The sequence below is a fragment of the Homoserinimonas sp. OAct 916 genome, from assembly GCF_003260275.1.
In the GTDB taxonomy this organism is placed as follows: Bacteria; Actinomycetota; Actinomycetes; order Actinomycetales; family Microbacteriaceae; genus OACT-916.
In genome coordinates, this window is sequence record NZ_QJHB01000003.1 from 116,102 (window position 1) to 135,545 (window position 19,444).

The window sequence follows — 19,444 nt, forward strand, 5'->3', positions numbered from 1 at the left end:
CCCGAACTGATCGTGTCGGCCTACGTGAGTAAACTGGGACGAGTGATCCTTCAGGGCTTTGTTACCGCGCTCACCGGTGCCACCACGTTCGACGACGCGCTCGCGCACGCCGATCGTGACACCGATTTCTCCCTGACCGATGGTCTGCGCGCTCCGCTGATCGCCGGCCTCCTGCGGGAGCGGGGGGCCGAGTCTCCGCCGTCGGTGCTTGTGATCACGCCCACCACGCGGGAGGCCGAAGGGTTGCGGGCGTCGCTTTCCAGCGTGCTCCCCGATGCCCAAGTCGTCGACTTCCCGGCGTGGGAGACGCTGCCGCATGAGAGGCTGAGCCCGAGCGCCGAGATTGTCGGGCATCGGATCGACGCACTGCACCGCATCAGCCAATGGAGTGATGGCGCTGATTCGGCTGCTCCGTTGGTCGTCGTCGCGTCGGTGCGGGCCGCATTGCAGCCGTTGGCCGACAATCTCACCAGCGTCGCCCCGGTGCGACTGGCCGTCGGCAGCCGCGGTCACGATCTGCGCGCACTGACCGAGCATCTGGTAGAACTGGCGTACTCACGTGTGGATATGGTCACCCGGAGGGGTGAGTTCGCCGTGCGCGGCGGGATCGTCGATGTGTTCTCCGCCATCGCCGAGCATCCGTATCGGATCGATTTCTTCGGCGACGAGGTGGACTCGATCCATTCGTTCTCGGTGGCCGACCAACGATCACTGCCCGGGGCGGTCAGCGAAATCCGTCTCCTGCCCGGCCGGGAAATGCTCTTGTCTAGCGACGTCAGACAGCGGGCGCGAGAGATGCAGCATGAGTTTCCGAACCTCGGAGACATTCTTGCCAAGGTCGCGGAGGGCATCCCGGTGGAGGGGATGGAGTCGCTGGCACCCGCGTTGCTCGATCGGTTGGTTCCGCTGGCACATTACCTGCCCCAGTCAATGGCAGTGGCGGTCATCTCCCCGGAGCGAGTCGCCAGCCGTGCGCTCAGCCTGACGGAGACGAACCGGGAGTTCCTGGCCGCGGCGTGGAGTGCGGCGACCGCAGGCGCTGAGGCGCCCATCGACCTTGCTGCCGGCGAATTTCTCACGTTGAACCAACTGCACGATGCCATGCGCTTCACCGCCCCCGGCGCCGAAGCCGCCGACCACCCGTGGTGGACGATGAGCAGTTTTCAAGCCGGACCCGCGGAACCGATCCCGGGGTCAACCGACCACCCCGACTCCGCACGCCTCGATGCCGTTCGCCTCGATGCCGTTGCGGTACCCAGTTTTCACGGCAATGTGAACGGGGCGATCGAGCACGTGTCCGCCCGACTGAAGGCGGGCTGGCGAATGGCAATAGTCGCGGAGGGCATCGGGTTGCTGGAGCGCGCGGCCGACGTGCTCGCCGAGCAGGAAGTGCCGGCGCGGCTGGTCGACCATTTTCCAGATCCCTCGGCCGGAGAAGAGGTCGAGCCGGGAATCGCCTATCTCGTGCGGGCCTCGGCCGACCACGGATTCGAGATCCCAGATGCCCGCATCGCGCTCATCTCCGAGGCCGAGTTCTACGGGCGCACGGCGAATTATGACCCCAGACGCTCAAGCAGGGTCGCCACCCGCAGCAAGAACGTGGTTGACCCGTTACAGCTGAAAGCCGGGGACTTCGTCGTGCACAACAGTCACGGCATCGGCAAGTTTGTGGAACTCACCCAGCGCCAGGTGTCATCGGGCGGCCGCAACCCGGTGAAGACCATGCGCGAATACCTCGCGATCGAGTATGCGCCGTCGAAACGCGGCTACCCGGGTGACAAATTGTATGTTCCCACCGACCAACTGGACCTGTTGTCGCGTTATGTCGGGGGCGAGGCCCCCGCCCTGTCGAAGATGGGTGGCAGCGATTGGGCTCAGGCGAAGGGCCGTGCGCGCAAGGCCGTGCGCGACATTGCGGTCGAACTGGTCAAGTTGTACTCGGCGAGAATGGCCAGCATCGGGCACGCGTTCGGGCCAGACACTCCCTGGCAGCGCGAACTCGAGGAGGCGTTTCCATTCACAGAGACGCCCGACCAGTTGACCACCATCGACGAGGTGAAAGCCGACATGGAGAGGGCGATCCCGATGGACAGGCTCATCTCCGGCGACGTCGGTTTCGGCAAGACGGAGATCGCGGTGCGAGCGGCATTCAAGGCGATCCAGGAGGGCAAGCAGGTGGTCATGCTGGTGCCCACAACGCTTTTGGTGCGCCAGCACCTGGAGACCTTCCAGGACCGGTTCGCCGGATTCCCGATCCAGTTGCGGGCACTCAGCCGTTTTCAGAGCGACAAAGAGGCCCAGGAGACCCTCGCGGGTCTGGCCGACGGCACCGTCGACCTGGTCATCGGAACCCACCGTTTGCTCGCCAAGGGCGTCACGATCAAATCCCTCGGCCTCGTCATCATCGACGAGGAACAGCGCTTCGGCGTCGAGCACAAAGATGCCCTGAAGAAGCTGAAGACCAACGTCGACATCCTTGCGATGAGTGCAACGCCGATCCCGCGCACCCTGGAGATGGCGGTCACCGGCATCAGGGAGATGTCGACGCTGGCGACTCCGCCCGAGGACCGACACCCGATCCTCACCTTCGTCGGACCGTACTCCGAGCGGCAGGTGGGGGCTGCGATCCGGCGTGAACTGCTGCGGGAGGGTCAGGTCTTCTTCGTGCACAACCGGGTGTCGAGCATCAACAGGGTGGCCGCCCAGATTGCCGAACTCGTGCCGGAGGCGCGGATCGCCGTCGCGCACGGGCAATTGCCCGAACACGTCCTGGAGCGGGTCATCATCGACTTCTGGGAACGTCGATTCGATGTGCTCGTCTCGACCACGATCATTGAAACAGGGTTGGACATCCCCAACGCCAACACGCTGATCATCGACCGCGCAGACAAGTATGGGTTGAGCCAGCTGCACCAGTTGCGCGGGCGAGTCGGTCGAGGCCGGGAGCGAGCCTACGCCTACTTCCTCTACGACGCGGACAAGCCGTTGTCTGAGACTGCGCACGATCGCCTGGCCACGATCGCGGCCAACAACGAACTGGGCAGTGGCATGCAGGTGGCGTTGAAGGACTTGGAGATCCGCGGCGCCGGCAACCTGCTCGGCGGTGAACAGTCCGGCCACATCGCCGGAGTCGGCTTCGACCTGTATCTGCGCATGATCGGGGAGGCGGTCAGCACGTTTCGGGGCGACGAGACGACGGGCCCGACCGAGTTGCGACTCGAGTTGCCGGTCGACGCGCACATCCCCGAGGACTATGTCGACAGCGAACGCCTGCGACTGGAGGCGTACCAGAAGTTGTCTGCTGCCAGCAGCACGGCAGCTGCCGACGGCCAGATCGACCTGGTGCAGGAAGAGCTCGTCGACCGCTACGGTTCGCTCCCGGAGGCTGTGGAGAACCTGATCGCAATCTCCCGGCTGCGGAGAATGGCCGGCCAGGCGAACCTCGCCGAGGTCGTGGCAATGGGATCGAAACTGCGGGTGGCGCCGGCCGATCTCGCCGACTCGATCCAGGTGCGCCTGCAACGCATGTATCCCGGCTCCCGATATCTGAAACAGACGAATTCGCTGGTGGTGCCCATGCCTGTGCGTGATGGCGAGCCGCTTTCGGATGCGGCCCTGATCGCCTGGGTCACTGGGTTCTTCACGGCAATCTTCGCTCCCGTCGAACCGGCCACGGAACCGGCCACGGAACCGGCCGGCTGACACCCGCCGGTTTTCAGGTCCACCTGTTGCACACGGGTGGGCGGCCGGGAACACTGGGGGAATGACGATTGCACCCTCGGGCGAACAATTCACACTTCGGCACGGCGAGATGGAGGCGACGGTCGTCGAGGTCGGCGGCGGTGTTCGCAGCTTTCGCGACGCCGACCGTGATGTGTTGGAACCCTACTCGGTGGATGCCCTGTGCGACGGCGGCCGCGGCCAGGTACTCGCGCCGTGGCCAAACAGGCTCGCCGATGGCCGATACACCTTCGACGGCGCCGACCATCAGCTCGCACTGACCGAGCCGGCCGCGCATAACGCGATGCACGGGCTTCTGCGCTGGCAACCCTGGCGTTCTGATGGGGTCGACTCCGACCGCGTGAGCATGACCACGACCCTGTTTCCCACCCCGGGCTACCCGTTTCTGCTCGGTATGCGCGTCGACTACCTACTCGATGACTCGGGGCTCACAGTCACGACCACCGCGACCAATCTCGGTGACCGGGCGTTGCCGTACGGCTCGGGCCAACACCCCTACCTCGCGGTCGGTGGCGGCGTTCTGGACGAGAGCGCGCTGAAGTTCGAGGCCGAGACCCGGATCACCACAGATCCCGAACGTCAACTGCCTATCGGATCAGAACGGGTGGCCGAGGGAGCGTTCGATTTTCGAGAGACCCGCGTACTGGGCGACCTGGCGATCGATCACGCGTTCACGGGCCTGGCCAGAGACAGCGATGGAGCGGCGTGGGTGCACCTGACCGGTACCGACGGCCGCACGGTCGCGTTCTGGGCGGGGGCGGGCTATTCGCTGGTGCAGTTGTACACCGCCGACACCCTGGCACCTGCCAAGCGCCGGCGGAGCCTGGCCTGTGAGCCGATGACCTGCCCTCCGAACGCGCTCGCCACGGGCGACGGCGTCATTCGGCTGCAGCCGGGGCAATCGTCATCAGCGGCCTGGGGGGTGGGGTTACTGCCCGTCTGACCGGGGCGCCGAATCCAATTCGTCCGAGTCCGAGGTTGCCGCAGGCTCAGCAGCTGTTTCAGGTTCAGCTGCTGTCGCCTCAGCTATCTCAGTCTCAGCAGCTTTCTCGGCCTGCGCTGCGGCATCAATTCGCAGGTACCGCCGGGATTCGATGCTCACCACCACGGCTGCGATCACCATCGAGATTCCCGAGCCCAGCAGCACGGCCAACGTGCCCTCGTCGATGACCTCGTGTTCGCGACCGAACGCCAACTCGTTCATCAGCAGCGACACGGTGAAACCGATCCCGCCGAGGCAGGCAACCATGACGATGTTGCGCACCGTCAACGCCTGGCTGGATCCACGCCACTTCGCTACCGCGGCGCCCAGTGCCCCCGCGGCAGTGATCCCGATCAGTTTGCCGACCGGCAACGCGATCAGGATCCCCCAGAACGCCGGGCTGAGTTCGCTCATTCGCACCTGCGGAATGGCAACCATGGCCGCAGAGAAAGCGAACAGCGGCAACACGACCCCGTTGGAGAACGGCTGCAGGGCATGGGCCGCGGCACTGCCCGGCCACCGGTTCATGGCCAGCCCGAGCGCCACTCCGGCAATGGTCGCGTGCACGCCCGACTGCAGGGTGAAATACCAGGTGAGGACCCCCGCCACGATCATCGCGGCGACAAGCGGCCACTGCGGTCGACCGACGATGCCCCAGGTGCCCTCCGGCCGGATCAACCAGCTCAGGTACCAGAACACGGCGCAGCCGATCGCGGCCAGGCCGAGAGGTAGGAAAGCGACGTTGTCCGTGAAGAAGGTGGCGATGATGATGATGGCGACGAGATCATCGAGCACAGCCAGGGCGAGAAGGAAGATGCGCACCGGGCTGGGGATGCCCTTGCCGAAGACCGCCAGCACCCCAAGCGCGAAGGCAATGTCGGTGGCGGTCGGGATGGGCCAGCCCTGCGCGAGCCCGCTTCCGGTGGTGACCAGCAGGTAGACACCGGCCGGAACCACAACGCCGCCGAGGGCCGCGATGGCCGGCAGGGTCGCCTTGGCGGCGCTGCTCAGCTCGCCCACCACCAGCTCGTGCTTGAGTTCGATCGCGACGATGAAGAAGAAGATAGCCAGAAGGCCGTCACTGATCCAATGCCGGATCGACAGGTCGATGCCGAGCCACCCCAACGGATGCGTCCCACCGGCGAAACGGAGCAGGTCGGGCCCGAGCACGGTGTTCGCAATTATCAGCCCGGCCACTGCGGAGCCCAACAGGAGGGCCGCGGCGTAGCGTTCGGAACGGATGATGCGCATACGGCTTCTTTCTGGTCGCCTCCGGGTGATCCCGAAGTGTACTGCGCGGTCTCGCGCAGGCCGACCAGACTTCCCGGCACTCCGCGTGTAATCCTACTCTGGCCGAGCGATCCCCGTTTGCCCGGGACGAGAGTTCCGCTCAGCAGGTCACGAGCTCGGGTCGACCGCGTGCCGTTCGAGAAACTCGTAGACCTCGGTGTCATCCACGCCGGGGTAACTGCCGCCGGGCAGCGGGGAGAGGATGTGGGCGTGCGTCTTGGCGCTCGGCCAGGCCTGGTCGGACCAGCGTGTATAGAGGTCGTCGGGCGGGCGGCGGCAGCACGACTCGTCGGGGCATTCCGACTTCACCCTCCGAAGTGTTTCTCGGCCACGGAACCACTTGGCGTCTGCGAAGGGAACCCCCAGGGTGATCGAGAACTCACCCGTCTGGCCGGAGCTCGTCTGCGCTGTGCACCAGAACGTTCCCGATGGGGTATCGGTGTACTGGTGGAACTCGGTGGTGCGGGTAGCGCGCTCGTACGCCGTTCTTGCCGCCCACTTGCGGCAGACCAGCTGCCCCTCGATCGCCCCGTTGATGTCCCGCGGGAGAGGCAGCCCATCATTCTCATAGGCCTTGTACAAGGTGCCATCGTCTCCAGTGCGCAGAAAGTGGGTGCGCAGGTCGAGGTGCGAGGTGGCAAGATTCGTCAGTCGCAGCGCTGCGGTCTCCTGGGTGACCCCGAACGCGTCACGAAAATCTTCGACGGCGAGGTTCTTCTCGGCCTTGGCCGCCCGCAGGTATTCCAGGGCCGGGGTTCGCGGCATCAGGCAGGCGGAGGCGAAGTAGTTCGTTTCCAACCGTTGTTTCAGGAACTCGGCATAACTGGTCGGCTGCGGGTGTTCCAGAAGCCGGTTCGCCAGGGCCTGCAGCGCAAGAGAGCGCAGGCCGTGGCCGCCGGGAATGGATGCCGGTGGCAGGTAGATGCGCCCATTGGCAATATCGGTGACAGAACGAGTCGAGTGCGGCAAGTCGTCGACGTGAATCAGGGTGAAACCCAGCTTCTGCGCCATGATCGCGACCGTGCGGTGGGTCAGCGCACCGCCCTTGCCGCGATCGCAGGCCCGCAGTAGGTCGTCGGCGACCTTCTCGAGCTCTGGCAGATAGTTGTCCTTCTGTCTCATCTCGGCACGCTGCTCGGCGACCGCTCGCCTGGTCTCCTCCGGAGTGGCGGCCGCTTCCTTCTCTCGGCGTTCGATCTCGCGGTGCAGACCCACCATTGCCTCCAGTGCGGCGGTCGGCATCGACTTGCCGGGTCGCACGTGCGGCAGGCCGAGGGTGGCGAAGACCGGGCCGCGCTGGGCGCGATCCAATTCGATCTCCAACGCCGCGCGGTGATCGGGGGCGCCGCCCGTGAGCAGGTCGGCCAGGCTCACACCCAACGCTTGGGCGACCGCGGTCAGCAAGGAAATCTTGGGTTCTCGCTTGCCGTTCTCCACCTGCGACAATTGGCTGGCTACCACTCCGACAGCCTCCCCGAGTTGGTCAAGCGTGAGTCCGGATGCGGTGCGGAAGTGTCGCATTCTCTTACCGAGGGTTAAAAGATCTTGTGCCATCTATTCACTATATGTAAAGAATCGCGAATATTCACGCACGAATTTACCCATTTTTTGCCAGTTTTGCGCCATAGTTAGGGGACAAGGCATGATATTACAGCGGATCACCCTCTTTCGTGGGGGTTAGTTGAGAGAATAGATCCCAAATGCAGGAGGTAAGAGAGAATGACTCACGTTGCGAGCGCTCGAACCGAAAGTACTGCGGCTGGCTATCCGCTGTCATTGGTGCAGAGCGCAGAGCCGTTGACCCTCGTCGCCGGTGTCGACGGTGTTCCCGCTGAAGTGGACAACGATGAGCTGTTGGCCTGGGTTGCGGAAGTCGCCGCGATGACACAGCCGGCTCAGATTCATTGGTGTGACGGGTCTGAAGAGGAATGGACCGCCATCACCGACGGGATGGTCGATGCCGGAACCCTCATACGGCTCAACCCCGAGCTTCGCCCCAACAGTTTTCTCGCCCGCTCGGATGCCGCCGATGTGGCCCGGGTCGAGGACCGCACGTTTATCTGCTCGAAGACCGAGGCAGACGCCGGGCCGACCAACAACTGGCGTGAACCGACCGCGATGAAGAAGACGCTGGTCGAACTGTTCACCGGAAGCATGCGCGGCCGCACGATGTACGTCGTGCCGTTTTCGATGGGGCCGCTGGGCGGCCCGATCTCCCAGCTCGGCGTTCAGATCACCGACTCGCCCTATGCCGTGATCAACCTGCGCATCATGGCGAAGATCGGGCTGGAACCTCTGCGGCAGATCCAACAGGACACCGAGTGGGTTTCCGCCCTGCACGGGGTCGGACACCCGTTGGTCGATGATGAAGGCAATGCGGTGCCGGAGTTGACGTGGCCGAGCAACGAGACCAAGTACATCACCCACTTCCCGGAGTCCCGAGAGATCTGGTCGTATGGCTCCGGTTACGGCGGAAACGCGTTGCTGTCCAAGAAGTGCTTTGCCCTGCGGATCGGCTCGGCGATGGGCCGTGACGAGGGCTGGTTGGCCGAGCACATGCTGGTGCTCAAACTGACCAGTCCTGCCGGTCGGAACTACCACATCGTCGCGGCCTTCCCCTCGGCCTGTGGCAAGACCAACCTGGCCATGATGGCGCCGACCGTCCCCGGCTGGACCTCACAGACCATTGGCGATGACATTGCCTGGTTGCGGCCGGGATCCGATGGCAGGCTCTGGGCGATCAACCCGGAGGCCGGCTTCTTCGGGGTCGCGCCCGGAACGTCGCCGAAGACGAACCCGGTGGCACTGGCGACCATGGAAGCGAATACGGTCTTCACGAATGTCGCCCTCACCGATGACGGAGACGTCTGGTGGGAGGGGCTGACGCCCGAGGCTCCCCAGCATCTGCTCGACTGGGAGGGCAACGATTGGACCCCCGACTCGGGCACGCTGGCAGCCCACCCGAACTCGCGCTTCACGGTGCCGATCGAGCAGTGCCCAACGATGGCGCCCGAATGGTACGCACCGGAAGGAGTGCCGATCGACGCGATCGTGTTCGGCGGCCGACGTGCAAGCAATGTCCCGCTGGTGGCCGAGGCCTACGACTGGCAGCACGGGGTGTTCCTCGGTGCCACTGTGGCCAGTGAGCAGACCGCAGCGGCTGAAGGCCCGGTGGGCGAACTGCGCAGGGATCCATTCGCCATGCTGCCGTTCTGTGGTTACAACATGGCCGATTACTGGTCGCACTGGCTTGAAATGGGGCGCAGGCTCGGCGACAAGGCGCCGCGTATCTATCAGGTCAATTGGTTCCGGAAGGGCACCGACGGCCGTTACCTCTGGCCCGGGTTCGGCGAGAACTCCCGGGTATTGGAATGGATCGCGCGGCGCGTGGACGGCCTCACCGATGCGGTGGACGCCCCGACCGGCCGGGTACCGGGAGACGGTCTGAACCTTGACGGCCTCGAGGTTCCCGCCGAAGACCTGGCGGAAATGTTCATGGTGGACCGAGAGTCGTGGGAGATCGAGTGTGACCTCACCGAAGAGTATTTCGAACAGTTCGGCGACGCGATGCCCGACGAGCTGCTCGACGAACTGAAATCCCTTCGGAACAGGCTCTCGAAGATCTGAACACCGCTCAGGCGGCGTGTTCGGTTGATGCCGCAAGCACGTTCTCCTCTACGGAGTTGACAGCGCGGTATCTACCCAGCCAACGTCTTCACAGCCCGCGCCGTAACACTGCGACTGCCTACTCACAGTGATTGCGCGATGGCGTCGGCCGCCGCCTCAGTCACTTTTCGATCGACCATTTCCGGAGTCGCGGGGGAGTAGCGTGGGCCGCCGAAGGTGGACCACACGGTTGGCAACAGTAGAGATGCCGCACGAGCGTAGCCGGCGCTGGACGGGTGAAAATGGTCCGCGCCGAACATCAGTTGCGGCTGCCTGACGAAGATCGGCCCGAGGACTATCCCAAGCGGTACCGCGCTGCCCCCGGCGCGCAGCACCACCACCATCTGTGCCCGAGCCAGCGCGCGGCTGGCTCGGTGGGCCAAATAGCGCAGCGGTTGGATCAGAGTCGGCACGGTCCCCATGTCGGGACAGGTGGCGACCACGACGCGGCTCCCGGCACGGTGCAGCTTGACCACCGCGCTATAGAGGTGCCGCGCCGCGATAGGGATCGACTCGCGCTGCATGACGTCGTTACCGCCGATCACGATCACGGCGACGTCCGGAGGCTCGGTGATTGAGTCAAGTACCTGCAGTTGCAGGTCGAGGTCGGTCGAGATGCTGCCGGTGACCGCCACGTTGACCAGATCGACCGGTCGCTCAGCCAAGGTAGCCAGACCGCAGGCGAGCAGAGCTCCGACTGTTTGGGACGGTTTGTCGGCACCCACGCCGACCGCCAGCGAGTCTCCGATCATCGCCATGGTGATGGGGGCTCCGGTGAACTCCTCGCCGAAACGCCCGGAGGCACGGGGCTCAGGCTGTTCGGAATCGATGCGCAGCGCGCGCTCTGCGCGGTAGATCTCCAGCCCTCCGACTGCCACGAGGACCGCGGCAGCAGCGGCGAAAGCACCGGCGATTCCGGCGGCGATGGCAGCCGGATGCATCCCTGAAAGAATGTCTCCGAGCCGATTGAATTCCTTGGCACTGGATCCAGACACGCTCTGTCCCTTCTCTCGACTACTCCTCAGTATGTCCCCCGCCGTGGCTCCAGTCACCCAGGTGGTTCGAAGTAGCATGAACGCCATGGGTGATTCAGCTGTACACAATTCAGAACAGAGCCGAGCAGACCAGGTTCGACCAGATCAGAACCGAGCGCATCAGGATCGTTCGGGAGAGTCTGGACTCGATGAGTTGGTGCGGGTCCTGGCTCGATTGCGAGGCCCTGGCGGCTGCGCGTGGGATGCCGAACAGACTCACGCCTCGCTGGTCAAACATTTGATCGAGGAGACGCACGAATTGGTCGAGGCTATCGAGCAGGGCTCACGCGAAGACCTGATCGAAGAGTTGGGTGACGTGCTCTATCAGGTGCTGTTCCACTCTGACATCGCCGCCCACACGCCTGGGGAGGAGTTCGACATCAATGACGTCGCACAGGCGATGACCCGCAAGATGGTCGCCAGGCATCCGCACGTGTTCGGAGACGAGGTCGCCGATTCTGCCGAACTCGTGATGCTCAAATGGGATCAGTTGAAGGCGCAGGAGAAACCGGAACGCACCAGCGTTCTCGATGGGATTCCGCTCGGCATGCCGTCGCTGCTGCTCGCCGACAAGATCATCGGCCGGGCGGCCAAGGTGGGAGTGACTGTCAAAGAGGTCGACGGTCGGGGTCATTGCGGTCCTGTGTGGGAATTTGATACGGAGGAGGCCCTCGGAGAAGTGCTGCTCTCGATAGCGGCCACAGCCCGGGCCAGAGGATGGGACGCAGAGAGGGCATTACGCGGCGCACTTCGCGATCTGCAGGCCGAGGTCGGCGCCGCTGAAGGCACCGCTGGGGCGGTTCGCACGGATGTCGTCGGGTTTGCGCCAGGGACACAGGGCTGAGCACCGACACGTGCCTGAGCACGCCGGCCTGTCAGGCGGGAAGTCTTGCCGACAGTGGTTTGTGCAACGGAGCTTTGTGCAACGGAGCTTTGTGCAACGGAGCTTTGTGCAACAAAATGGTGCCCCTTCCAACCCGAATGGAAGGGGCACCCATGTTTTGAACACACCGGCGGATTTCCCGATCCCCCAGTGACAAAATAAGTGTATTACATAACAACCGTTAGCGCAATCATCCGTTATGTTTGTGTCCATGGCACGTAAACCGGACCCGGCGAGAAAGCAGGAACTCCTCGCCCAGATACTCGACTACCTGCTTGATCGCTCCCTGGCCACGGTCTCCCTTCGCACCCTCGCGAACGCGTTGGACGTGAGCACTGGAACGCTCGTCTACCAGTTCGGAACCCGTGCCGAGATGGTTCAGGAGATTGTTCAGGCGATCTCGTCCCGGCAGGTGGATATCCAGGAGAAGCTCGCCCAGAACCCGGGTGATCTGGATGCCTATTTCGATGGGCTTTACATGTCTTGGGACTGGACGCTGCAGTTGCGCAACCGCAAACTGCAGCGGATGGAGTTCGAGGCGGCCATGGTGGAGACGCTGGACCGTGACTCGTATACGATCATCCGCACGCTCTATTCGACCTGGCTCGACGATGGAATCACAGCGTTACTGGCCCTGGGGCTGAGCCCGAGCGACGCAGAGATCGAAGCGCGGGTCCTGGTCAACTTCATCTATGGCGCGCAGTACGACCTCGTTGTCAATGACAACGCAGAGGCGGCAACCCTCGCGTTCAATCGCGTCGTTGCTCGGCATCGCCGACACCTGGAGGAGTTGATCCGCGAGAGCAACGAGGCCGACTGACGTCACTCGTCAAACCCGCCCGGTGAATCCTCCCGAGCGGTAGATGGAAGAATGGGCTCATGGCTCGTGACATCAATCCTCCGCGCGGCATGCGCGATTTCCTGCCCGACGAGAAAGCGAAGCGGGAGCACGTGCTCCGGGTGATCCGTCGGGTATATGCCACGCACGGCTTCGACGAGATCGAGACCCCGATGATGGAAGACATCGAAAGGTTGCACTCCGGGCTGGGCGGCGACAACGAGAAACTCGCATTCAGCGTGCTCAAGCGGGGACTGAATGCTGCCGACATCGCGCGGGCGGTCGACGACCCCAGACAGCTCGCAGACCTGGGTCTTCGCTACGACCTGACCGTGCCGCTGGCCCGTTTCTACGCCTCCCACCGGGGCGAGCTGCCGAGTGTCTTCCGGGCGTTGCAGATCGCACCGGTCTGGCGGGCGGAGCGTCCGCAGAAGGGACGCTATCGCCAGTTCGTGCAATGCGACATCGACATCATCGGCGAGAGCGGGTTGCTTGCCGAAGTGGAACTCATCACGGCCACCGCCGCCGCGATTGCCGAGCTGGGGCTCGCGGACTGCATCATCCGGATCAACGACCGCCGCATCCTGGTCGGACTCCTGGAGTATTGCGGGTTCGCAGCCGACGCGCACGCCCCAGCCCTGATCTCGATCGACAAACTCGACAAGATCGGATCCGCCGGCGTGATCGCCGAACTGAACGACCTCAGCACCGAGGCGGCAGCGGTTCTGGGCCAGTTCTTGACGAAGATGGAGACGGCTGCCGCGGCCGGGGTGGCGCTCGATGAAGCGTCGATCATGGCCGTCCTGCCCGCGGGGATCGACCCGGCCGCCGTAAACGACCTGGTGAGGCTCGCGTCATCTTTGGGCGCACTGCCCGATGGGGTGACCCTCAGGTTCGACCCCACCCTCGTTCGTGGAATGGGGTATTACACCGGAACCATCTTCGAGATCGCACACCCCGGCTCAGGATCTTCGGTCGCCGGGGGCGGCCGCTACGACGGCATGATCGGCCGTTTCCTCGGAACCGACGTGCCGGCGTGCGGCTTCTCGATCGGCTTCGAGCGGGTCATCGACCTGATCGAGGTGCCCACGGAGCAGGCCAGAGATGCCGTCTTGCTGATCCATGACCCGATCACGCCCGGTGGCGTGAGCGTGGCGCAGTTGGTCGCAATCAAGGACGGCTTCGTCGCGGACGGATGCCGCGTGCGACTGGAGCGACGCACCAAGAATGTGCGCAGCCTGTTGGAGCGCGGACTGGCTTCCGGGTTCACGACGTTTGCCTTCGTCTCCTCCGATACTACGGCCGACGACCTGGTGTTGAAACCGCTCGGTTAACCGCCAAATATGGGAACTCGGTGGGAGCTTCGGCAGGGCCCGCTGTGCGAACAGGCCCAGTCGATACACTGGCACCGGCGAAAATTTCTTGAAACCGGCCCAAGGAGAGAACTGTGTCACTGATCGACGTCATCCATGCGCGCGAGATTTTGGATTCCCGCGGGAATCCGACCGTCGAAGTTGAGGTTCTCCTCGACAACGGTGCGACTGCCCGCGCGGCGGTGCCGTCTGGGGCATCCACCGGTGCGTTCGAGGCGTATGAGTTGCGCGACGGTGATCAGAAGCGTTACCAGGGCAAGGGGGCGCTGAAGGCAGTCGATTCCGTGATCGACGAGATCTGGCCGGAACTGGAAGGCTACGACGCCACTGACCAACGCCTGGTCGACCACACGATGATCGAGCTCGACGGCACCGAGAACAAGAGCCGCTTGGGCGCCAACGCCATTCTCGGAGTGAGCCTCGCGGTCGCCAGGGCCGCGGCGGACTCCGCCGACCTTGATCTTTTTCGCTACGTCGGTGGCGCCAACGCCCACACCCTGCCGGTGCCCATGCTGAACGTGATCAACGGCGGGTCGCACGCCGACACCAACGTCGATATTCAAGAATTCATGATCCTGCCCATCGGTGCCTCGAGTTTTCGTGAGGGTCTGCGTTGGGGAGTGGAGACCTACCACGCGCTCGGCAGCCTGCTGAAGTCGCGTGGACTCGCCACCGGTCTCGGCGATGAGGGCGGTTTCGCGCCAGACCTCACCAGCAACCGGGCCGCGCTCGACCTGCTGGTCGAGGCGATCTCTGCAGCAGGGTTCACCCCCGGGACCGACATCGCGCTCGGGCTGGATGTCGCATCCACCGAGTTCTTCGACAATGGAAAGTACGCATTCGAGGGGCGCTCCGTCGACGCCGGCGACCTGAGCGACTACTACGAGGAACTGTTGAACGCGTATCCACTGGTCAGCATCGAAGACCCGCTGGCCGAAGACGACTGGGACGGCTGGGCCCACCTGACCGAACGGATCGGCAACCGCGTGCAGATCGTCGGCGACGACCTGTTTGTGACCAACCCGGCGCGTCTCGCCGATGGCATCGCCCAGTCATCGGCGAACTCCATCCTGGTCAAGGTGAACCAGATCGGCACCCTCACCGAAACCCTCGATGCCGTGGCGATGGCCCATCGCGCCGGATTCACCGCCGTGATGAGCCACCGGTCGGGTGAGACGGAAGACACGACCATCGCCGACCTCGCGGTCGCCACCGACTGCGGTCAGATCAAGACCGGTGCGCCTGCGCGCAGCGAGCGCGTGGCCAAGTACAATCAGTTGCTGAGAATCGAAGAGGACCTCGGGGATTCCGCTGTCTATGCCGGGCGGGGCGCCTTCCCGCGGTTCACCGCCTGATTCTGCTCGGAAAGCTACAGCGCTCCGTCAGTGAAGCGCTCAAAAACAGTCCGTTCAGCCAGACAGACCGGGAGACGCCATGATCAGGGCGCGAAAGCGCACGGTGCCGGTCGCCTTGCCCCAATCGGATGAGGCGACGGGTAGCTGGTTGCGCGGTATTCGATTCTCTGGGTTCACCATGCTGGCGCTCGGGTTGCTGATCGTGGCGATCATGGTGCTCGCACCCGGGTTGCGTATTTTCGTCGAACAACGCAATGAACTCGCTGACCTGCGGGCGCAGGTCAGTCAGCAGCAGGAACAAGTGACGAAGATGGAGGCTGAGCGTGCGCGCTGGGACGACCCCAGCTATTTGCGCGCGCAAGCGCGCAACCGCCTGTTCTTCGTCATGCCGGGCGACGTGAGTTACCTGGTCATCAACGATGTTGTGGTCGAGCAGGACGACACGACGCTGGTCAGCAAGTCCATCCAGATGACCGAGACGGATTGGGTGCAATCGGTGTTCAACTCGGTCATGGTCGCCGGGCTCAGCAGTAAGCCGGCCGATGAACTCCAGGTCGTCGGGGGAACGGACAAGTGACGACACCGCCCTTCGCCCCGGTGACGGAAGACGACATCGCTGTGGTGTCGGCCCAGCTCGGTCGTCCCGCACGAGATGTCGTGGGGATCGCCGCACGTTGCATTTGCGGGGCACCGACTGTGGTGGCCACCGCGCCCAGGCTCAGTGACGGTTCACCGTTCCCGACCCTCTACTATCTCTGCCACCCGGCTGCCACCGCGGCGGTGTCCACCCTCGAGGCCAATCAGGTGATGGCCGAATACTCGGACCTGGTGCTGGGCGATGCCGCCGTGGCGTTCGCCTATGCGCGTGCCCATGCTGCATATCTGGCGGATCGGGACCGGATCGAGGTCGTGCCGGAGGTGGCCGGGATCTCCGCGGGTGGGATGCCGAATCGTGTGAAGTGCCTGCACGCGTTGGTCGGCCACGCGCTGGCGGCCGGCCCCGGCGTGAACCCGATCGGTGACCTCGCCCTTGAACGCGCCGACTGGTCGCCCCTGGTCTGCGAGTGCATCGACTACACGGACAAGACGTGAGGCGAACCGGGCGACGCTCCGGTGGGCTGAAGGCCGCTGTCGCCATTCTTCTCGGCTCATTCCTTGTGCTCGCGGTCGCGGCTCCTGCTGCCGCCGACAGCATCCGTGACCAGCAGTACTGGCTGGCCGATTACGGCTTCACTGCTGCCTGGCAGTTCACCCAGGGCGAAGGGGTCACGGTTGCCGTCATCGACACCGGGGTGGACGGCAGTATCAAGGATCTGGCGGGAGCCGTGGTTGGCGGCACCGATGTGTCGGGCATCGGTTCCCCTGACGGCCAGAAGCCCATCGGTTCAAACCCAGACCACGGCACCCTGGTTGCGTCGATGCTGGCGGGGCGGGGGAGTGGCGCGGGTAATGCCTCCGGCATCATCGGGGTCGCGCCCAAGGCGTCGATCCTGGCGATCTCGGTCGCGTTCGGTGACGCTGCTGCAGAGATCAACAGCGACGACCAGATCGCCAACGCGGTTCGTTGGGCGGTTGACAACGGGGCTGATGTTATCAACATGTCGCTGACCCGCAACAGCCTGCAGTGGCCAGAGAGCTGGGATGACGCCTTTCTGTACGCCTTCGAGCATGATGTCGTCGTCGTCGCCGCAGCCGGCAATCGCGCGGGCGGCACGACCGAGGTGGGTGCCCCGGCGACGATTCCGGGGGTGCTGACGGTGGCAGGGGTGGATCGCAACGGGGAGGCGAGTTTTGACGCCTCATCCCAGGGGATGACGATAGCCGTCTCCGCGCCGAGTGAGGATCTGGTCGGGGCCGCGCCCGGTAACCGCTACTTCGTCTGGGACGGCACCAGTGGCGCCGCACCCCTCGTGTCGGGGTTGGTGGCGCTGGTGCGGTCCGAATACCCGGAACTCGACGCCGCGAATGTGATCAACCGGGTGATCTCCACCGCGACACCGGTGGGCGACTCCAAACACAGCCCGATCTATGGGTTCGGGCTGATTGACGCCTATGCGGCCCTGGTCGACTACGTGGCCGAGATCGATGAGAATCCCATGGGTGATCTGAGTGAATGGATCCGTTTGTATCGCCGGGCTGACGCCCCCGAGGTCGTTCCGAACCCAGAGGAGGCTCACGTGCCTGCGGCCATTCTGCCACCCCCGCCACCGGACCCGGCGAGTGCCGATGGTTGGCCGGATAGGCGGGAGACCATAATTTCTACTGGGATTCCCCTCGCACTGGCCCTCGGATTCGGTAGTCTTGTTACTTTGGGCTCCATCGGGGCTCTCCGACACTTCAAGCGTGCGACGCGAAAGTAACAAAACCGCCCACGCCGATGTTTGTGCCCTGAACGAAAGCTATAAGGAGACATGTGTCCGTGCCCCAAATCCTGATCGTCGGCGGTGGTTACGCCGGTTTTTACACGGCCTGGAAACTCGAGAAGCAGTTGCGTCGTGGCGAGGCCGTGGTGACGCTCGTCGACCCGCTTCCCTACATGACCTACCAGCCGTTCCTGCCCGAGGTGGCGGCCGGCTCGGTGGAGTCACGGCACGCAGTGGTCTCGCTGCGCAGGCACCTGCGCAAGACCACGATCATTACGGCTGCAGTCAGCCATATCGATCACGCCACCAAGACGGCGACGATCACCCCGGCCGAGGGCGAGCCGTGGACAATGACGTATGACCACGTGGTCGTCACTGCGGGCGCCGTCACGCGCACGTTCCCGATTCCGGGCGTCGCCGACAACGCCATTGGGCTGAAGACCATCGAAGAGGCCACGAACCTGCGTGATCGGATGCTCGCCAACTTCGATCGCGCAGCAAACCTGCCCGACGGCCCCGAGCGCGACCGGCTACTGACCGTGGTGGTCGTCGGCGGCGGATTCAATGGCATCGAGGTGCTCGGTGAGCTGCGCTCTCTGGCCAGTTCGCTGATCAAGTACTATCCGCGGATCTCGTTCGACGATACACAGTTCCACCTGGTCGAGGCGATGAGCCGCATCATGCCGGAAGTATCACTCAAGACGGCCGAGAAGGTTGTTCAGCAGTACATCCAGCGCGGCGTGCAGATGCACCTCGACACGCAGTTGACCTCAGCGGTGGACGGTGTGGTCGAGATGTCTTCTGGGCTCATCGTTGAAACCGACATGATCATCTGGTCGGCCGGTGTGATGGCGAACCCAGTCGTGAAGAACACCGACCTGCCGCTGGACGACCGCGGTCGCCTGCGAGTGCAGCCCGACCTGCGCGTCGTCGGCGATGACGGTGTCATCGAGGGTGCGTGGGGTGCAGGTGACGTCGCTGCGGTACCCGACCTCACCGGCGGCGGTGTCGGGGGGTACTGCGTGCCGAATGCCCAGCACGCCGTGCGCCAGGCCAAGCGGCTGTCGAAGAACCTCGTGGCGCTGCTGCGCGGGGAGGTTCCTGTGGAATACAAGCACAAGGGCCTCGGCGCAGTGGCCGGACTCGGCGTCGGCCACGGCGCCTTCCAATCGGGCAAGTTCGGCTTTACCGGCCCGCTCGCGTGGATTGCGCACCGTGGCTACCACGGCTTGGCTGTTCCCACCGTGGAGCGCAAGATGCGCGTGTTCGGAAACTGGCTGTTCAACTTCCTGGCCACGCGCGACATCGTTGGTCTTGAAGCGATCCAGACTCCGCGTGCGGCGTTCGAGGCGGTGGCGGCGCGACCGAAGCCCGCCGTGGAGAAGCCCGCTGAGAAACCGTCATCCGAATCCACTGCAGCCAAGGTCGACACGGAAAAGGTAGCGGTCACGGCAGCGGCAGCGAAGGCTCCGTCTGGGAAGGCTCCGTCTGGGAAGGCCCCTGCCAAGAAGGCCCCGGCAGCAAAGGCAGCAACCGCGACGGCCCCGGCCAAGGCGCCGACCTCCAAAGCCGCTGCGTCTCGGGCAGCAGCGACAGCGGCCACGAAGGCCCCGGCCACGAAGGCCACCCCGAAGGAGACTGATTCCGCGGCCGATTCAACGGAGAAGGCCGACCCCTCGAAGGCATAAAAGGCGCGGTATCCGCGGGCCCCCATAGCCCAATCGGCAGAGGCAGACGACTTAAAATCGTTCCAGTCTGGGTTCGAGTCCCAGTGGGGGTACTTGGGCACGAACAGTTGATGTCAGATGCGAACAGTGCCTCGTGATTCTGGCGCGTTTCGCCCTTACTTGACTGGCGCGGCGTGATCCGGGTGGTGGGGTGGAAAGGATTCGGGGAGCACAGATTCCCCTTGTCGTTTA

The 19,444-nt window shown here is 64.2% G+C and carries 14 protein-coding genes and 1 tRNA gene; 12 read left to right on the forward strand and 3 right to left on the reverse strand.

From position 1 onward, the window contains the following. The first annotated feature begins 42 nt into the window (after positions 1-42). Both mfd and DL891_RS04410 read left to right on the forward strand, forming a co-directional pair. Positions 43-3,702: a transcription-repair coupling factor gene (gene mfd / locus DL891_RS04405; RefSeq protein ID WP_111719371.1), complete on the forward strand. Its 3,660-nt coding sequence runs from the start codon at positions 43-45 to the stop codon at positions 3,700-3,702. A 61-nt stretch (positions 3,703-3,763) separates the two neighbouring features. Then, the gene (locus tag DL891_RS04410) at positions 3,764-4,684 is read left to right on the forward strand and encodes an aldose 1-epimerase family protein (protein ID WP_111719216.1); all 921 of its coding nucleotides are present in this window, start codon (positions 3,764-3,766) and stop codon (positions 4,682-4,684) included. Here the strand turns inward: DL891_RS04410 and DL891_RS04415 are convergent. Beyond that, entirely contained in the window at positions 4,670-5,974 is a 1,305-nt protein-coding gene (locus DL891_RS04415) for a Na+/H+ antiporter NhaA (protein WP_111719217.1), read from the reverse strand. The two genes, DL891_RS04410 and DL891_RS04415, sit on opposite strands and share 15 nt — an antisense overlap. 147 nt (positions 5,975-6,121) lie before the next feature. Then, positions 6,122-7,567 (reverse strand): helix-turn-helix domain-containing protein, encoded by a 1,446-nt coding sequence (locus tag DL891_RS04420; protein WP_111719218.1) that lies wholly within the window; start codon positions 7,565-7,567, stop codon positions 6,122-6,124. A gap of 165 nt (positions 7,568-7,732) precedes the next feature. On the opposite strand from DL891_RS04420, the gene DL891_RS04425 reads away from it, so the two are divergent. Further along, positions 7,733-9,640 carry a phosphoenolpyruvate carboxykinase (GTP) gene (locus DL891_RS04425; RefSeq protein WP_111719219.1) on the forward strand — a complete coding sequence of 636 codons (1,908 nt, stop codon included), beginning with the start codon at positions 7,733-7,735 and terminating at the stop codon, positions 9,638-9,640. A gap of 122 nt (positions 9,641-9,762) precedes the next feature. On the opposite strand, the gene DL891_RS04430 is transcribed toward DL891_RS04425, so the two are convergent. Then, positions 9,763-10,674, reverse strand: coding sequence for an SGNH/GDSL hydrolase family protein (locus DL891_RS04430; protein WP_157962384.1), 912 nt, complete (start codon positions 10,672-10,674; stop codon positions 9,763-9,765). An 85-nt stretch (positions 10,675-10,759) separates the two neighbouring features. Here DL891_RS04430 and DL891_RS04435 point away from each other — a divergent pair, with 85 nt between their 5' ends. From DL891_RS04435 to DL891_RS04475, 9 genes are all read left to right on the forward strand, one after another. Further along, positions 10,760-11,557 (forward strand): MazG family protein, encoded by a 798-nt coding sequence (locus tag DL891_RS04435; protein WP_111719221.1) that lies wholly within the window; start codon positions 10,760-10,762, stop codon positions 11,555-11,557. A 250-nt stretch (positions 11,558-11,807) separates the two neighbouring features. Then, positions 11,808-12,416: a TetR/AcrR family transcriptional regulator gene (locus DL891_RS04440; RefSeq protein ID WP_157962385.1), complete on the forward strand. Its 609-nt coding sequence runs from the start codon at positions 11,808-11,810 to the stop codon at positions 12,414-12,416. Between the two features lie 59 nt (positions 12,417-12,475). Continuing rightward, on the forward strand, positions 12,476-13,768 hold the full coding sequence (gene hisS / locus DL891_RS04445) for a histidine--tRNA ligase (protein WP_111719223.1): 1,293 nt from the start codon (positions 12,476-12,478) through the stop codon (positions 13,766-13,768). A gap of 113 nt (positions 13,769-13,881) precedes the next feature. Further along, on the forward strand, positions 13,882-15,162 hold the full coding sequence (eno, locus tag DL891_RS04450) for a phosphopyruvate hydratase (protein ID WP_111719224.1): 1,281 nt from the start codon (positions 13,882-13,884) through the stop codon (positions 15,160-15,162). A 79-nt stretch (positions 15,163-15,241) separates the two neighbouring features. Continuing rightward, positions 15,242-15,739, forward strand: coding sequence for a septum formation initiator family protein (locus DL891_RS04455; RefSeq protein ID WP_198668767.1), 498 nt, complete (start codon positions 15,242-15,244; stop codon positions 15,737-15,739). After that, positions 15,736-16,254, forward strand: a complete 519-nt coding sequence (locus tag DL891_RS04460; protein WP_111719225.1) for a DUF501 domain-containing protein — start codon at positions 15,736-15,738, stop codon at positions 16,252-16,254. The genes DL891_RS04455 and DL891_RS04460 overlap by 4 nt, the downstream gene beginning before the upstream one ends. Then, entirely contained in the window at positions 16,251-17,522 is a 1,272-nt protein-coding gene (locus tag DL891_RS04465) for a S8 family serine peptidase (protein ID WP_111719226.1), read from the forward strand. The genes DL891_RS04460 and DL891_RS04465 overlap by 4 nt, the downstream gene beginning before the upstream one ends. A gap of 59 nt (positions 17,523-17,581) precedes the next feature. Next, positions 17,582-19,213, forward strand: coding sequence for an NAD(P)/FAD-dependent oxidoreductase (locus DL891_RS04470; RefSeq protein ID WP_111719373.1), 1,632 nt, complete (start codon positions 17,582-17,584; stop codon positions 19,211-19,213). A gap of 18 nt (positions 19,214-19,231) precedes the next feature. Then, positions 19,232-19,305 (forward strand) — tRNA-Leu (locus DL891_RS04475). The last annotated feature ends 139 nt before the right edge of the window (positions 19,306-19,444 follow it).

What these genes read in the sequence shown, in the direction of transcription:
- DL891_RS04410 (WP_111719216.1), top strand. Translation starts at nt 3,764, where the DNA reads ATGACGATTGCACCCTCGGGCGAACAATTCACACTTCGGCACGGCGAG.
- DL891_RS04420 (WP_111719218.1), bottom strand. Translation starts at nt 7,567, where the DNA reads ATGGCACAAGATCTTTTAACCCTCGGTAAGAGAATGCGACACTTCCGC.
- DL891_RS04435 (WP_111719221.1), top strand. Translation starts at nt 10,760, where the DNA reads ATGGGTGATTCAGCTGTACACAATTCAGAACAGAGCCGAGCAGACCAG.
- DL891_RS04415 (WP_111719217.1), bottom strand. Translation starts at nt 5,974, where the DNA reads ATGCGCATCATCCGTTCCGAACGCTACGCCGCGGCCCTCCTGTTGGGC.
- DL891_RS04440 (WP_157962385.1), top strand. Translation starts at nt 11,808, where the DNA reads ATGGCACGTAAACCGGACCCGGCGAGAAAGCAGGAACTCCTCGCCCAG.
- DL891_RS04455 (WP_198668767.1), top strand. Translation starts at nt 15,242, where the DNA reads ATGATCAGGGCGCGAAAGCGCACGGTGCCGGTCGCCTTGCCCCAATCG.
- hisS (WP_111719223.1), top strand. Translation starts at nt 12,476, where the DNA reads ATGGCTCGTGACATCAATCCTCCGCGCGGCATGCGCGATTTCCTGCCC.
- DL891_RS04425 (WP_111719219.1), top strand. Translation starts at nt 7,733, where the DNA reads ATGACTCACGTTGCGAGCGCTCGAACCGAAAGTACTGCGGCTGGCTAT.